Below are 13,489 nucleotides of genomic sequence, written 5' to 3' on the forward strand. Positions count from 1 at the left end.
ATGCCCGTCTTTTTGGGTTGTGGCGGGTTGAACATCACCACCTCCCCCACCTTCATCACCCCCGGTCAGTCGGCGGTTCCGGCCGCCGCGCTCCCCGCCCTTCTGCTTGTTCGGCAATGCGCCGCCCCGGCCTCCGGGGGGCGTGCGGCTTATACGTGCTCTTCGAGTTCGGGGATGCCGAGTTCCTTGCGTGCCGCCTGGAGGAACGTCTCGCGCGCGTCGCGGATGAAGTCCTCGTGCGTGCCGTCCGCCGGGCGCTCGTGCCAGAGCGCCGCGTCCAGGCGTCCGGCGTAGGCGAGCGCGGCGGTGCGCAGTTCGGGAGAGCAGACGAGGTCGAGGCACCGCTGCAGGTACCAGAAGCGATGCGTGACATCGCCGGTGTCGCTTCCCAGCGGGGCGTCCCGGAACCGGCGGTGACTCGCACGCTCCATGGCCTGCGCGGCGTCCATGAACTCCTGCAGCGCCTCTTTGCGCTCCGCTCTGAGCGCGGCGAGCCGGTCCGCTCTGGCCCGGGCCGTCGACTCCCGGCTCAGCAGCCGCTGGGTCCAGTACGAGCCGCCCGCCGCGATGACCGCTCCGACGATCACACCCGACAGGGACGCCAGGCTCGCCGCCAAGCCAGAACCGCTCATGTGCACATCCTGTACCGCGCGAGCCGCCACAGCGGTGCGAATCGGACAGCTCCCCCGGCACCCCGCCCACTTGGTGAGTGCCGGGGGCGCGCCGGTCAGTTCGGTGCCGGGGTTCTGGCGGGTTCGGTGTCGGGCCGGGCGGCCGGGGCTTCGGCGGGACGGAGCAGCGGGCCGGGGCGGAGCAGCGCGCCGCAGAGGACGGCGCCGGTCGCGAAGATGCCCGCGCACCACCAGAACACCGTGGTGTAGCCGTGGATCGCGGCGAGCTGGAGCAGGTGCGGCGTCGGGCGCCCGTGCGGGTGGCCGGTCAGGTAGCCGGTGGTGGCGCTGGCGGCGATGGTGTTGAGCAGCGCGGTGCCGATCGAGCCGCCGAGCTGCTGCCCGGTGTTGATGCTCGCCGACGCCACCCCCGCGTCCTGCGGCGCCACCCCGAAGGTGCCGGTGGCTGCCGCCATGCCGAAGATGAGGCCCATGCCGGCGCCGGTCACCATGAGCGGGCCGAGCAGCGCCGACGCGTAGTCCGAGTGCGCGCCGATCCTCGTCAGCCAGACCATCCCGGCCGTGTTGAGCAGCATGCCGGCGATGACCATCGGCCGCGGGCCGAAGCGCGGCAGCAGCCTGGTGTTGCCCAGGGTGGCCGTGCTTCCGCTGAGCACCACCATCGGCAGCATGGCGACGCCGGACCTGACGGCCGAGTACCCCAGCGTCACCTGCATGTAGTAGACGAGGAACAGGAAGACGCCGAAGGTGCCCGCGCCGCTGATCAGGACGGTGAGGTAGGCGCCGGCGCGGTTGCGGTCGAGGACGATCCGGGGCGGGAGCAGGGGTTGCGCGGTGCGGGACTGCCAGGCGGCGAAGACGAGCAGGAGCGCGCCGCCGCCCGCCAGGAACCCCCAGGTCGACGGCGTGCCCCAGCTGTGCGACGCGGCGTTGGAGAAGCCGTAGACCAGGCAGAACATGCCGCCGGACACCGCCAGGACGCCCGGGACGTCCAGCCGGCCGCCCGGCGTCCGGGGCTGCCGGGGCACCAGCAGCGCGCCGCCGGTGATCGCGACCGCGGCGAAGAGCAGGTTGACGTACATGCACCAGCGCCAGGACAGCGAGGACGTCAGCGCGCCGCCGAGCAGCAGCCCCAGGCCGCCGCCCGCCGCCGCGACCATGCCGTAGACGCCGAACGCCTTGGCGCGCTCCTTCGGGTCCTTGAACGTGGTGGCGAGCAGGGACAGGGCGGACGGTGCGAGCAGCGCGCCGAAGACCCCCTGGCAGGCGCGCGCCGTCACGAGCATCGGGAAGCCGGTCGCGGCGCCGCCGGCGGCGGAGGCGGCCGCGAAGCCGACGAGCCCGGTGAGGAAGGTCGCCTTGCGGCCGACCAGGTCGGCGAGACGGCCGCAGAACAGCAGCAGGCTGCCGAACGACAGCGCGTACGCGGTCACGACCCACTGCCGGTCGGCGGTCGTGAAGCCGAGGGCGCGCTGCGCGGACGGCAGCGCGAGGTTCATGACGGTCAGGTCGAGGACGACCATGAGCTGGGCGGCGGCGATGACGGCGAGGATCAGCCACCGTCTCGGGTCCCGGCCGGCCGTGCCCGCCGGGTCGGCCGGGCCGGAGGCCGGGGCCGCACTGGGTGTCGCCACGATGATCTCCTTGTCGCGTCGGGCGGGTCGGGGCGCCGGCGGCGGTCGCCGCACGCCGCCGGGTCTCCCGCCGCGGATCGGTGTCACCGGTCCGACGAGGCGGCCCCCCGGAATGTCAGGCGGCGGCGGGACCTCACATTCCGGTGCGGTATCCCGTCGGAGAGGTGAGGGCGGATCCGACGCAGGGAGCCTCTGGGACCATGACCGACCATTCGCGGCACGACGACGCGGGCCTGAGCGCGATCATCAGCGAGCGGCGCCGGCTGATCAATCTCGCCTACCGGCTGCTCGGCTCCCTGTCCGAGGCCGAGGACATCGTTCAGGAGACCTACGCCCGCTGGTACGCGATGTCGCGGGCGCAGCAGGACGCCATCGAGTCCCCCGGAGCGTGGCTGTCGAAGGTCGCCGGACGCATCTGCCTGGACATGCTCGGCTCGGCGCGCGCGCGGCGGGAGCGCTATGTGGGCGAGTGGATCCCCGAACCGGTGCCGGAGCCCGGGCAGTGGGTCAGCGGCCGCGTGGGCACCGCCCCGCCGGACCCTGCCGACCGGATCACCCTCGACGAGTCGGTCAGCATGGCCTTCCTCGTCGTGCTCGACGCGATGACCCCGGCCGAACGCGTCGCGCTCGTCCTGCACGACGTGTTCCGATACCCGTTCGCGGAGATCGCGGAGATCACCGGGCGCACCCCGGCGGCGTGCCGCCAGCTGGCGTCCTCGGCCCGCCGCCGCATCCGCGACGCCGCGCCGCCCGCGGCTCCGGCGGCCCGGCAGGCCGGGATCGTCCGGGACTTCAAGGAGGCGCTGGAGGCCGGCGACGTCGGCGCGCTCGTCGGCCTCCTCGATCCCGGCGCCACCTTCACCGCCGACGGCGGCGGCCTGGTCAGCGCCACGCTGCACCCGATCGAGGGCGGCGAGCGGATCGCGCGCTACTGCGCCGGCCTCGCCGTCCGGTCCCAGGGCCTGACGCGGCTCCTGGAACGCACCGTCAACGGCCAGCCCGGCCTGGTCGCCCAGTACGGAGGCGTCACCTCGACGGTCTACGCGTTCGAGATCGCGGACGGCCGGATCAAGCACATCTGGGCGGTGCGGAACCCCGAGAAGCTCCGGTCCTGGGGCGTGGACTGAGACGTCCGGCGTTGCCCGGCCCCGGCGGACGAGCGGAAATGCGCGTGCCGGCCGTGCTCGTCCCCCGTGCGAGCTACCTGGGAATGTCCACCGCGCGGTGACGTTTCCGAACGGGCCGATTCCATAGCGTTCTCTGCGTGAGCGCGGCACTCCCCGCCGCGAAATCCCAGGCAATGGCAATTTCGCCGCGCCGCCGATTTCTTTCGCTGGAGGACAGGATGATTCGCAAGCTCAGGACGTTCGCCGTGGCCGCTCTCTGCTGCGCGGTGGCTGGTGCGGGGCTGACCGGATGCGATGACGACTCGGGCTCCTTCCCGTTCATGAACGCGCACAAGGCAGCCACCTTCGTCGGGACGAAGAAGATCGAGGTCGCGGGGAAGAAGGTGAACGTGTCCTGCTCGGGCAAGCGGGCGGACGGCGGGCCGGTCGTCGTCCTGCTGCACGGCGGCGGCGACGGGCTGGACAAGATGGCCGCGTTCCAGAAGACGATCGCCAAGAAGAACCGGGTCTGCTCCTACGACCGGCTCGGCGCGGGCGCCAGCGACAAGCCGGACGGACCGCAGAGCTTCGGCAGCACCGGGAAGGTCCTCACCGGGGTCCTCGACAAGCTCGCCGGGGACGCTCCGGTCGTCCTGGCCGGGCACTCGATGGGCGGGCTGATCGCCGCCCGGTACGCCCCCGACCACCGGGGCCGGGTGAAGGGCGTGGTCCTCATGGACGCGACGCCGCCGTCCATGCTCGCCGACCTGACGGCGGCGATCCCCGCGTCCGCGCAGGGCCCCGCGGCCGAGCTGCGCGCGCAGAACCTCGCGGTCTTCAAGGGGGAGAACCCGGAGCGGCTCGCCATGCCGGACGGGAAGGTCCGTTCCGCCGGGAACATGCCGGTGGAGGTGATCAAGCACGGGAAGCCGTACCTAGCGGCCGTCCCGGGGTCCGGCCCGCGTCTGGAGCGGTCCTGGACGGCGGGCGAGCGCAAGTGGCTCGCGCTGTCCGGCCGCAGCAGGTTCACGGTCGCGGAGAAGAGCGGCCACTACATCTACCTGGAGCAGCCCGAGGTCGCCGTCCGGGCCGTCGAGCGCGTCGCCGCGCAGGCCGCGAGCTGAAGCCCCGCGAGGCGGCGTCCCCGGCCCGTCCCGGCAGCGTCTTGGCCGCGTCCGGCTGCGTCCTGGTGGCGTCCTGACCGAGCCCCGGCCGCGCCGCGTCCTCGCGTGGCATCCCCGCACTGTTCACGACAGGTGAGCAGGCGGGGATGCTCGTTTTCCGGGCAATGTCCCGCCCGCCCGGCGGGAACCGCCCAATGCGCCGCGCCCGCCATTCGGGCGCCGGCCCGGAAAGGCTTGTCCCCCGTGCGAGCTACTCGGGAATGTCCACCGCGCGGTGACGTTTCCGAACGGGCCGATTCCATAGCGTTCTTCCATCGCCGCGGTGCTCGGGCCGCGGATCCCCCCGAAGGAGTCGGAATGCGTTTGGTGAAGCAGCTGGTGGCCGTCGCGGTGGTCGCCTTCGTCGGAGGTCAGGCGGCCGCCGCGGTGAAGGGGAACGATCTCCTCACCCTCCTGGTGGGGATGGCGACGGCCGTCCTGGCGCCGATCGTGTACGCCTGGGTGGTGCGGCGGACGGAGCACCGCGAGCCGGCGGAGATCGCGAGGAAGGGCGCCGGCGCCGCCGTCGCGCGCGGCATGCTCATCGGCTTCGCGATGTTCGCGTCCGTCATCGTGAACATCGCGTTCCTCGGCGACTACCGGGTCGACGGCTTCGGCTCGGTCGCGGGCGCGGTCGGGCTGTTCGGCTTCATGGCCGCCGCGGCGGTGACGGAGGAACTGCTGTTCCGGGGGGTGCTGTTCCGGATCGTCGAGGGACGCATCGGGACGTGGGCGGCGCTGGCGCTGACCGGCCTGCTGTTCGGGCTCTCGCACCTCACCAACGCGCACGCCACCCTGTGGGGCGCGCTCGCCATCGCGGTGGAGGCCGGGGGCATGCTGGCCGCCGCGTACGCCGCGACCCGCAACCTGTGGGTGCCGATCGGGCTGCACTTCGCGTGGAACTTCGCCGAGTCGGGCATCTTCGGCACCGAGGTGTCGGGCAACGGCTCGAACAAGGGGCTGCTGGACGGTGCGATGTCGGGCCCGTCGCTGATCACCGGCGGCGAGTTCGGCCCGGAGGCGAGCCTGTACTCGGTCGGGGCCGGGGTGGCGGTGATGGTCGCGTTCATGTGGCTGGCCCGCCGGCGCGGCCACGTCCTGCCCGCCCGCCGGCGGGGCGCCGGAGCCGCCGGGAGCGCCGCCGCCCAGCCGGTCGCGAACGCTACGCTCTCCCGGTGATCGGACTTCGGCGGCTTCCGGCGATGGATCTCGGACGGTTCCCGGACGCGTGGCGGCGGTTCGACGTCACGGTCCGGGACCTCCCGTTGGCTCTGCTGCTGGTCGCCATGTCGTTCGTCCCGGCCTTCCACGGCGCGGGGACGCGGATCGGCGAGATGGCGACCCGGCCGTTCGACGCGCTCGCGGCCCTCGTCGTCCTCCTGGAGTGCCTCCCGCTGGCGGTGCGGCGGCGGTGGCCCGGGGTGTGCCTCGTGCTGGTGTCGCTCGGGTTCGCCGCCGACCAGATGCGCGGATACCACCTGGTCGCGGGCACCGCGCTGCCCTTCGCGCTGCTGAGCGCGGGCGCCTACCTGGAGCGCCACCGGCGCGTCTCCATGGCCGCCGGGTCGGTCCTGTACGTGGGGTTCGCGGTCGCGCTCAACCGGGTGGGCGCGAACGAGCGGGCCGACGAGTACGTGACGTTCTACCTCGCGCTCGCCCTGATCTGGGGGGTCGGGGCGTGGCTGCGTTCGACGCGGGCCGCCGAGGCCGAGCGCCGGCTCCGCGTCGCCGAGGCCACCCGGACCGCCGAGCGCACCCGCATCGCCCGCGAGCTCCACGACGTGGTGACCCACCACGTGACGGCGATGGTGGTGCAGGCGGAGGCGGCGCGCTACCTGGTCGCGGCGCCCGACCGGCTGGACGAGACGCTGAGCACGGTCACCGACACCGGCCGGCGCGCCATCACCGATCTGCGGCACCTGCTCGACCTGCTCAACCCCGACCACGGCACGGGGGACGGGAACGGCGACGGCGGCCCGGGCAGGGCGCCGTCCGCGGGCGACCTGGACGCGCTGGTGGAGCAGACGCGGCGGGCCGGGCAGCCGGTGGAGTTCACGCGGGTGGGCGAGGCGGCGGTGGCGGCGGGCAGCGCCGAGTCGGTCGCCTACCGGGTGGTGCAGGAAGCCCTGACGAACGTGTTGAAGTACGCCCACGGGAGCCGCGCCGCGGTCCAGGTGCGTTACGGCGAGAAGGAGATCACGGTGGAGGTCGGCAACGATGGCTCGGGGTCGCGGGCCGCGGCCGTCGGCGGCGGCGGGCGGGGCCTGACCGGCCTGAGCGAGCGGGTGGCGGCGCTGGGCGGGGAGTTCAGCGCGGACCCCCGGCCCGGCGGCGGGTTCGTGGTGCGGGCCCGCATCCCGTCGGGGAGCGCGTCGTGACCGCGCCGGTCCGGGTCCTGGTCTGCGACGACCAGGCGCTGATCCGCACCGGGTTCGCGACGATCATCGACGCCCAGCCGGACCTGGAGGTCGTGGGTGAGTGCGGGGACGGGCGCGCCGCGGTCGACCTCGCCCGCCGGCTGAACCCCGACATGGTGGTGATGGACGTCCGGATGCCGGTGCTCGACGGCATCGAGGCGACCCGCCTGCTCGCCGGCGCCGGGGTGGAGCATCCCGTGAAGGTGCTGGTGGTGACGACGTTCAACCTGGACGAGTACGTCTACGAGGCGCTGCGGGCGGGAGCGAGCGGGTTCCTGCTCAAGGACGCGCCGCCGGCGCAGCTGCTGCAGGGCATCCGCACCGTCGCGTCCGGTGCGGCGCTGCTGGCCCCCGAGGTGACGCGGCAGCTCGTCGGCAAGTACGCGGAGCGGATCCGGCCCGCGCCGGGCGCGGCGGAGGGCACCGCGCTGGCGCCGCGCGAGCTGGAGGTGCTGCGGCTGATCGCCAACGGGCTGTCCAACAGCGAGATCGCCGCGACGCTGGTGATCAGCCAGGAGACCGTCAAGACCTACGTGTCGCGCATCCTCACCAAGCTGGACCTGCGCGACCGTGTTCAGGCGGTCGTCTACGCCTACCGCAACGGGCTGGTCACCTGAGCCTCCGCGCACCGGCCGCGCCCGGCCCCGGAGCGCTGCCGGTGCTCCGGGCGCCTGCCGCGCTCCGAGCGGCGGCTGTGCTCCGGGCGCCGGACGCACCGGTTGGGGACAGCCGGCGCACAGGGGTGTGAACAGAGATATCCACAGGATGTGGATTGCTCGGCGCCGGGGCACGAGAACCGCTTGTGGCCAGGGAAGACACGGATATCCCCAGGAAGCGGGGGTGGGGACGAGCGGTGGACGGCGGTGGGTACGGCGGCCGCCCCCGGGCTGGGGACGGCGTTATCCACAGGCGTCACGCGTCGGCGTGGAACTCGTGGACGACCTCGATCGGGCCGACGATGTGCGCGTTGAACTCCTCCAGCTCCTCCGCCGGGACCCACAGCTCCAGGATCGTCCGGCCGCCCACCTGGCGGACCGGGTAGCGGTCGGCGAAGGCGGCGTCGACCTCGAACCTCGTCACGTAGCCGGAGCCGTGCGCGGGCACGTTCCAGTCCCGGGCGATCTTGATCGCGTACTCCTCGTTGAGCACCGGGTAGAAGATCGGCTGGTCCGGGAGGCGCGGGGGCCACGCGTGCCAGTCCGCGGCGCGCAGCAGGTCCAGCTCGGCCGGGCCGACGGGTCGCCAGAGGGTGAGGGTGGTCATCCGCAGAGTCTGCCCGCGCGGGCGGCCCGGCGGCCATTCACTTCTCGGGGCGCACGCACCGGCGGCCCGAGGGCGTTTCCCTTCGGCGACGGCCGTGCCGGCGGGTCGCCTGACCGATCTCTCCGGGGTGCCGGCGGGTCGCCTGACGGATCTGTCCGGATCGTCGCACCGCTCTGACCTGCGGACGGGCTCCGGCTGTCCACAGGCGGCCGGTCGGGTGGCGGCTGGGGACGTGGTTGGGGATTCTTGGTGGGCGGAGCCGTCCACCGGTCGCGGGCACCTGTGGAGGGCGGTCGCCCACAGGCTGTGAACGGGCTGTGTGCGGCGGGCCGGTGAGAGCCGTCTCGCCCCTGGTCAGCGGGTTATCCACGACGGGGACAACGGTCCTGCGCATTGGGGACCGGGTGGGGAAGAATGGTGGACGGCGCGTCTCGGCGGTCGTGCCCAGGGTGTGCACGGGAGTTATCCACAGGTTGTGGAAACTGTGCATGACCGGGGGACGGTGTGGACGGGGCGGCGCAGCGCCCGCCGGTGCCGATCGGATGTTCGAAAGGCCCTGCCGCCTGGGGATTCCGCTGTGGAGCCGGCTTCGGGAACGCCTGCTCGCAGGGGTCGGAGGATGTGCGAAACGTTGCCCCCAGCCTGTGGACGACGGGCCTCACAGGTCCTTGGCCAGGGGATGGCGGGGTTGGTAGATCGGCAACTCGCCGCCGCTCGGCAGCCTGATCGCGGCGAGCAGTCCCCAGCCCCGGTCGCGGATCGGCACGTCCACCTGGACGCCGCGCTCGGCGAGGTCGTCGAGGGTGGCGTGGATGTCGTCGCACATCAGATAGAACTCGTGCCGGGGCGCGCCCTCGGTCGGATGGGCGGCGAGCTCGGCGGGCGGCAGCTTGAAGATCAGCCAGCCGTCGCCGGCGTCGACGTCCGGGAGGCCGAGCACGTCCCGGAGGAACGCGCGGTCGGCGTCGGCGTCGCGGCTGTAGATGATGACGTGCGCACCGTTGATCATGGGTCCCCCTCCAGGGGCGTCCTACCCGCGCGGGTCGCGGTCATTTCGGATGCTCTGGACATGCTCGGCGGGCTGCGCCTTAATGGCGGGATGGAGCGGGGACCGGTCGCCGCGACGCCGCGCGGGCGTCCGCCGCGGCCTGCCCGACGGCGCCCCGGACGGCGCCGAGGGCGGCGCCGCGAAGGGGCCACGACCTGCGAACATTTGTTCGAGCGCGTGCTAGGCTCCCGGACTCATGGGGCACCTTCTGAACGAGCCGGTCCGCGCCGAGCACGACCCCGCGGGACGACTCACCGCGTACGAGTGGCGGGGGTCGCGCTACGCCGTCGAGAAGGTCCTGAAGACCTACGGAACGCCCCAGGACGGCCGCGTCTACCGGGTCCGCGTCGTCGGCGCGGAGGGCGTGGCCGTCGCGGAGCTCGGCCGTGACCGGGACCGCTGGCGGCTCCGGCACGTCTTCTCCGCCTGACGTCCCCGGCGGGCTGGGCGCGGGCGGTTCGAGCCACGCGGCCGGCTCCGGCGGCGCGGGCGCGGGCGGCTCCGGCGGCGCGGGCGGCTCGGTGCGGCGTCCGGACCGGGCGGTGTGGACGCGCGTGGACGGCATCCAAGGTGCCTCGCTCGACCTCCTCAACGCGCGCATTGGCCGACGCCACTACGCGCCGCACGCCCACGACGAGTACGCGATCGGCGTGTGCGTCGACGGCCTGGAGACCATGCGGTACCGCGGTGAGCGGCTGTACTCCGCCGCCGGCAGCCTCGTGGTGATCGAGCCGGGCGAGGCGCACACGGGCGGCCCCGCCGACCAGGACGGCTTCGCCTACCTGTGCCTTTACCCGACCGCCGAGCTGGTGGGGGCGGCGTCGGGCTGGGACGGCGGGCTCCCGCACTTCCGCGAGCCGATCGTCGACGATCCCGGGCTGGCCGGCCGGCTGCGGCTCGCGCACCGGTCGCTGCGGCTGGGCGACGACCCGCTGGAGGGCGAGAGCCGGCTGCTAGAGGTGCTCAGTGCGCTCGTCCGGCGGCATGCCGTGCGGGTCCCGCCGGGCGGCGGCGGCCCGCGCGGCGCGTCCGGGATCGCCCGTGCCGTCGCGGCACGCCTGTCGGACGAGCTGGTGGGGCCGCCCACCCTGGCGGAGGTGGCGGCCGACCTCGGCCTGTCCCGGTACCAGTTGCTGCGCGCCTTCCGCGACTCGATGGGGATGCCGCCGTACGCATGGCTCGCACAGCATCGGGTGGCGCGCGCGCGGACGCTGCTCGACGCGGGACATAGGCCGGCCGAGGCGGCGTCGCTCGTCGGGTTCGCCGACCAGGCGCACCTCACCCGCTGGTTCCGCCGCGTCCTCGGCGTGACGCCCGGCGCGTACCGCAACAGCGTTCAAGACCGCGCCCGCCGCCGCCCCGCATCCTGAACCGGTGCCCGGCGGTGGTGGCCGGGCGCCGATCCGGAACGGAGGACGTGGTGAGTCGCCGCGGCTGGTTGCTGTTCGCACTGATGAGCGTGCTGTGGGGGATCCCCTACCTGATGATCAAGGTGGCGGTCGGGGGCGTGTCGGTGCCCGTGCTGGTGTTCGCGCGGACCGCCCTCGGCGCGCTCGTGCTGGTGCCGCTCGCCGCCCGGTCCGGCGGGCTGGCGCCCGTCCGCCGGCACTGGCGGCCGCTGCTGGCGTTCACCGCCATGGAGATCCTCGGCCCGTGGGCGCTGCTGTCGGACGCCGAGCACCGGCTGACCAGCTCGATGACCGGCCTGCTGATCGCCGCGGTGCCGATCATCGGGGTGGTGCTGGCGCGGCTGGCCGGCGACGCCGAGCGGCTGGGGCCGGTCCGGTGGGCGGGGCTGCTGGTCGGCCTCGCGGGCGTCGGTGTGCTGGCCGGGCCGCATCTCGGCGGCGGCAGCGCGTGGGCGATCGGCGAGGTCATGCTGGTCGCGGTCGGGTACTCGGTCGCGCCGATGATCGCGACGCGCCGGCTGCAGGACCTGCCGAGCCTGCACATGGCCGCGGGGTCGCTGACGATCGCCGCCGTCGTGTACGCGATCCCGGCGGCGCTGACCTGGCCGGACGCGGTGCCGCGCGGCCGCGTGCTGGCCGCGCTCGGCGGTCTCGGCCTGGTCTGCACCGCGCTGGCGTTCATGGTGTTCTTCGAGCTCATCCGGGAGGCGGGCACGTCGCGGGCGATGGTGTTCACCTACGTGAACCCGGCGGTGGCGGTCGTCGCGGGCGTGCTGCTGCTCGGCGAGCCGCTCACCGGGACGATCATCGCCTCGTTCGCGCTGATCCTCGGCGGCTCGGTGCTCGCGACCGTCCGCCGCGAACCGTCCACAGCGGCACCGTCCACCGCGGAGCCGTCCGCGGCGGGCGTGCCCGCCGCGGACGCGGGTGTCGCGGATGTGGGTGTCGCGGACGTGCCGGTCAGCGAAGAGTCACGATGAACTTCCCGGGCCGGGCGACGTTGCCCGCCGCGTCGATCGCCCGGTACTCGACGGTGTGCCGGCCCTTGGGGAGCCTGCCGTAGGTCAGCGAGTCGATCACGGTGCCGTTCTCGGAGAACCGCCACGGCGCGGACGAGTCGGTCGGCCAGCCGAAGTAGTTGAACCAGCCGTCGCCGTCCACGCGGAACTCGGAGACGACCACGCCCGCCCGGTCGTCCGCGCCGGTCAGCTTCATGGTGAACGGACCGTCGAAGACGTACTCCGGTGTACGACCGGGCTGGGGACGCGCCTGCGCGGCCTCCGACAGCTGGAACTTCACCGTCGGACGCTGCGCGTCGACCGTCCACGTAAGGGACTTGGAGCCGACCCTGGCGACGAGCGTGTGCGTGCCGCTGCGAAGGTGCAAGCTCCCTAGCGCGATGTCGCGTTCGCTACCGGGCACGCGCCGTCCGTCGAGTTCCCAGCGGACGACAGGGGCGCTCCTAGCGGGGTGGGTCGTTTCCGCGTACACGACCGATTCGGCACCCACGGCCTTGTCGGTGGGTGTGGACGAGGTGAAGTCGACGGGCACGTTGTCGGGAGGCGTCGTCAGCGCCGTGTCGACGGTCCAGGTGCGGACCTGAGTGAGCGCCGAGGACGCTCGTACGGCCGGGTCCCGCACGAAGCCGGTCGGGTCGGTGACGGTCGCCGTGACGGTGTGCGTGCCCTTCTCCAGGTGAAGGCGCTTGAGGTCGAGGTTCGGCGACTTCCCTACGACCTTGCCATCGGCCGTCCACGTCACCGACAGCCTGTGCCCTGTCGGATGCATGGTCTCCACCCACAGGACGCGGTCCGCGCCCACAGGAGCGTCCGTGGGGGTCTGCGCCTGGACGATGTCGACCTTGCCGGAGACGCGCTGCGTCATCCGTTCCCGGGCCACCTGGTCGTAGTAGTAGCCGAGCGTCTTCATCATCGAGTGCTGGCTCGGCCTCCACACGCCCTTGCTGAAGTAGAGGCCGCCCTCGTAGCGGCCTATGACGCCCCCCGCTTCGCTGCGCTCGCCCAGCCACCGCCACCACTTCTGCTTCTCCGCCTTCATCTGGTCGACGGTGAGCAGCGTGTGATGGATGGACGCGGGCTCGGGACCGGCGTACGTACCGCCCGGCACGCCCCGCTGGTAGTAGTCGTACTCGTCGTCCAGTCCGCCTAGCGAATGCCCGAGTTCGTGCGGCGCGATGAGGGCCGACATGGCGTTCCCGCCAGAGGACGTGGCGTACGTACCACCCGCGCCCCCGTAGGTGTCGCTGTTGGCCATCGCGAGGATCTGCCGGTTGTTGGCGTTGGTCCCGGGCACCATGTCCGCGTACTTCTTCGCGGCGGCGGAGTCCATGACGAGCAGGCGCTGCAGACCGTCCTGCCTGCAGCCGCTCCAGAACGCCATGCTGAGCGGCGTCGTACGGCGCGGTGAGGACAGATCCGGGTCGCAGCTCACCCCCGACTCCGCCGACGGGATCTCGACCGCGTACACGTTGATGTAGCTGCGGTACGACTTGAACGGCTCGATCGTCCACAGGTCGTTGAGGTGCTTGTCGAGGTCGGCGCGGAACTTCGCCATGTCCGCCGTCGTATAGCCGTCGCCCATCACGACGAGGTTGAAGCGCTTGGCCGGGTCACCGGTCACCTGGACCGGCACCACCGTCGCGTCCGCCGCCTCCGCGCGCGCGGGGACCGTCGCCAGGGCCGTCACAGTGAGCGCCGCCGCGCCGATGATGGTCGTCCTACCCGTCCACATGCATGGACCTCCTCGCGTGGGCGCGCGCGGGCCACAACGGCCCGGGGAGCGGCGCGCCGGCCCCGC

At 73.1% G+C, this 13,489-nt stretch carries 13 protein-coding genes; 8 read left to right on the plus strand and 5 right to left on the minus strand.

The genetic code is table 11. The features are described from left to right. Positions 1–149 precede the first annotated feature (149 nt). Positions 150–632 carry a hypothetical protein gene (locus ABZ914_RS10340; RefSeq protein ID WP_500192721.1) on the minus strand — a complete coding sequence of 161 codons (483 nt, stop codon included), beginning with the start codon at positions 630–632 and terminating at the stop codon, positions 150–152. A 95-nt stretch (positions 633–727) separates the two neighbouring features. Beyond that, a complete protein-coding gene (locus tag ABZ914_RS10345) occupies positions 728–2,266 on the minus strand; it encodes an MFS transporter (RefSeq protein WP_500192722.1) in 1,539 nt (512 codons plus the stop codon). A gap of 200 nt (positions 2,267–2,466) precedes the next feature. On the opposite strand from ABZ914_RS10345, the gene sigJ reads away from it, so the two are divergent. The 5 genes from sigJ to ABZ914_RS10370 all read left to right on the plus strand — a co-directional run bounded on the left by sigJ (position 2,467) and on the right by ABZ914_RS10370 (position 7,569). After that, complete coding sequence (gene sigJ / locus ABZ914_RS10350; RefSeq protein WP_500192723.1) at positions 2,467–3,393, plus strand: RNA polymerase sigma factor SigJ; 927 nt, start codon at positions 2,467–2,469, stop codon at positions 3,391–3,393. Between the two features lie 218 nt (positions 3,394–3,611). Continuing rightward, positions 3,612–4,496, plus strand: coding sequence for an alpha/beta fold hydrolase (locus ABZ914_RS10355; protein ID WP_500192724.1), 885 nt, complete (start codon positions 3,612–3,614; stop codon positions 4,494–4,496). A 357-nt stretch (positions 4,497–4,853) separates the two neighbouring features. Further along, positions 4,854–5,714, plus strand: a complete 861-nt coding sequence (locus ABZ914_RS10360; RefSeq protein WP_500192725.1) for a CPBP family intramembrane glutamic endopeptidase — start codon at positions 4,854–4,856, stop codon at positions 5,712–5,714. Positions 5,715–5,737: 23 nt separating this feature from the next. Next, positions 5,738–6,913 carry a sensor histidine kinase gene (locus ABZ914_RS10365; protein ID WP_500192747.1) on the plus strand — a complete coding sequence of 392 codons (1,176 nt, stop codon included), beginning with the start codon at positions 5,738–5,740 and terminating at the stop codon, positions 6,911–6,913. Then, positions 6,910–7,569 carry a response regulator gene (locus ABZ914_RS10370; protein ID WP_190857698.1) on the plus strand — a complete coding sequence of 220 codons (660 nt, stop codon included), beginning with the start codon at positions 6,910–6,912 and terminating at the stop codon, positions 7,567–7,569. Before ABZ914_RS10365 ends, ABZ914_RS10370 begins: the two co-directional genes overlap by 4 nt. Before the next feature lie 295 nt (positions 7,570–7,864). Here the strand turns inward: ABZ914_RS10370 and ABZ914_RS10375 are convergent, their stop codons facing one another. Next, entirely contained in the window at positions 7,865–8,215 is a 351-nt protein-coding gene (locus ABZ914_RS10375; RefSeq protein ID WP_433242996.1) for a hypothetical protein, read from the minus strand. 658 nt (positions 8,216–8,873) lie between these two features. After that, positions 8,874–9,224, minus strand: coding sequence for a VOC family protein (locus tag ABZ914_RS10380; RefSeq protein ID WP_500192726.1), 351 nt, complete (start codon positions 9,222–9,224; stop codon positions 8,874–8,876). Between the two features lie 235 nt (positions 9,225–9,459). Between ABZ914_RS10380 and ABZ914_RS10385 the strand changes: the two genes are divergently transcribed. The 3 genes from ABZ914_RS10385 to ABZ914_RS10395 are packed head-to-tail and all read left to right on the plus strand — an operon-like array spanning position 9,460 to position 11,652. Continuing rightward, on the plus strand, positions 9,460–9,693 hold the full coding sequence (locus tag ABZ914_RS10385) for a hypothetical protein (RefSeq protein WP_190857704.1): 234 nt from the start codon (positions 9,460–9,462) through the stop codon (positions 9,691–9,693). Then, on the plus strand, positions 9,650–10,633 hold the full coding sequence (locus ABZ914_RS10390; RefSeq protein ID WP_500192727.1) for a helix-turn-helix domain-containing protein: 984 nt from the start codon (positions 9,650–9,652) through the stop codon (positions 10,631–10,633). The genes ABZ914_RS10385 and ABZ914_RS10390 overlap by 44 nt, the downstream gene beginning before the upstream one ends. 50 nt (positions 10,634–10,683) lie before the next feature. Further along, the gene (locus ABZ914_RS10395) at positions 10,684–11,652 is read left to right on the plus strand and encodes a DMT family transporter (protein WP_500192728.1); all 969 of its coding nucleotides are present in this window, start codon (positions 10,684–10,686) and stop codon (positions 11,650–11,652) included. On the opposite strand, the gene ABZ914_RS10400 is transcribed toward ABZ914_RS10395, so the two are convergent. Beyond that, positions 11,633–13,423 carry a M64 family metallopeptidase gene (locus ABZ914_RS10400; RefSeq protein WP_500192729.1) on the minus strand — a complete coding sequence of 597 codons (1,791 nt, stop codon included), beginning with the start codon at positions 13,421–13,423 and terminating at the stop codon, positions 11,633–11,635. The genes ABZ914_RS10395 and ABZ914_RS10400 overlap by 20 nt on opposite strands. Positions 13,424–13,489 lie beyond the last annotated feature (66 nt).

It is taken from the genome of Spirillospora sp. NPDC046719, from assembly GCF_040645715.1.
Lineage (GTDB): Bacteria > Actinomycetota > Actinomycetes > Streptosporangiales > Streptosporangiaceae > Spirillospora.

Excerpts from the sequence above, each read along its gene's own strand:
- sigJ (WP_500192723.1), top strand. The coding sequence starts at position 2,467 with ATGACCGACCATTCGCGGCACGACGACGCGGGCCTGAGCGCGATCATC.
- ABZ914_RS10365 (WP_500192747.1), top strand. The coding sequence starts at position 5,738 with ATGGATCTCGGACGGTTCCCGGACGCGTGGCGGCGGTTCGACGTCACG.
- ABZ914_RS10340 (WP_500192721.1), bottom strand. The coding sequence starts at position 632 with ATGAGCGGTTCTGGCTTGGCGGCGAGCCTGGCGTCCCTGTCGGGTGTG.
- ABZ914_RS10360 (WP_500192725.1), top strand. The coding sequence starts at position 4,854 with ATGCGTTTGGTGAAGCAGCTGGTGGCCGTCGCGGTGGTCGCCTTCGTC.
- ABZ914_RS10380 (WP_500192726.1), bottom strand. The coding sequence starts at position 9,224 with ATGATCAACGGTGCGCACGTCATCATCTACAGCCGCGACGCCGACGCC.
- ABZ914_RS10355 (WP_500192724.1), top strand. The coding sequence starts at position 3,612 with ATGATTCGCAAGCTCAGGACGTTCGCCGTGGCCGCTCTCTGCTGCGCG.
- ABZ914_RS10400 (WP_500192729.1), bottom strand. The coding sequence starts at position 13,423 with ATGTGGACGGGTAGGACGACCATCATCGGCGCGGCGGCGCTCACTGTG.
- ABZ914_RS10375 (WP_433242996.1), bottom strand. The coding sequence starts at position 8,215 with ATGACCACCCTCACCCTCTGGCGACCCGTCGGCCCGGCCGAGCTGGAC.
- ABZ914_RS10385 (WP_190857704.1), top strand. The coding sequence starts at position 9,460 with ATGGGGCACCTTCTGAACGAGCCGGTCCGCGCCGAGCACGACCCCGCG.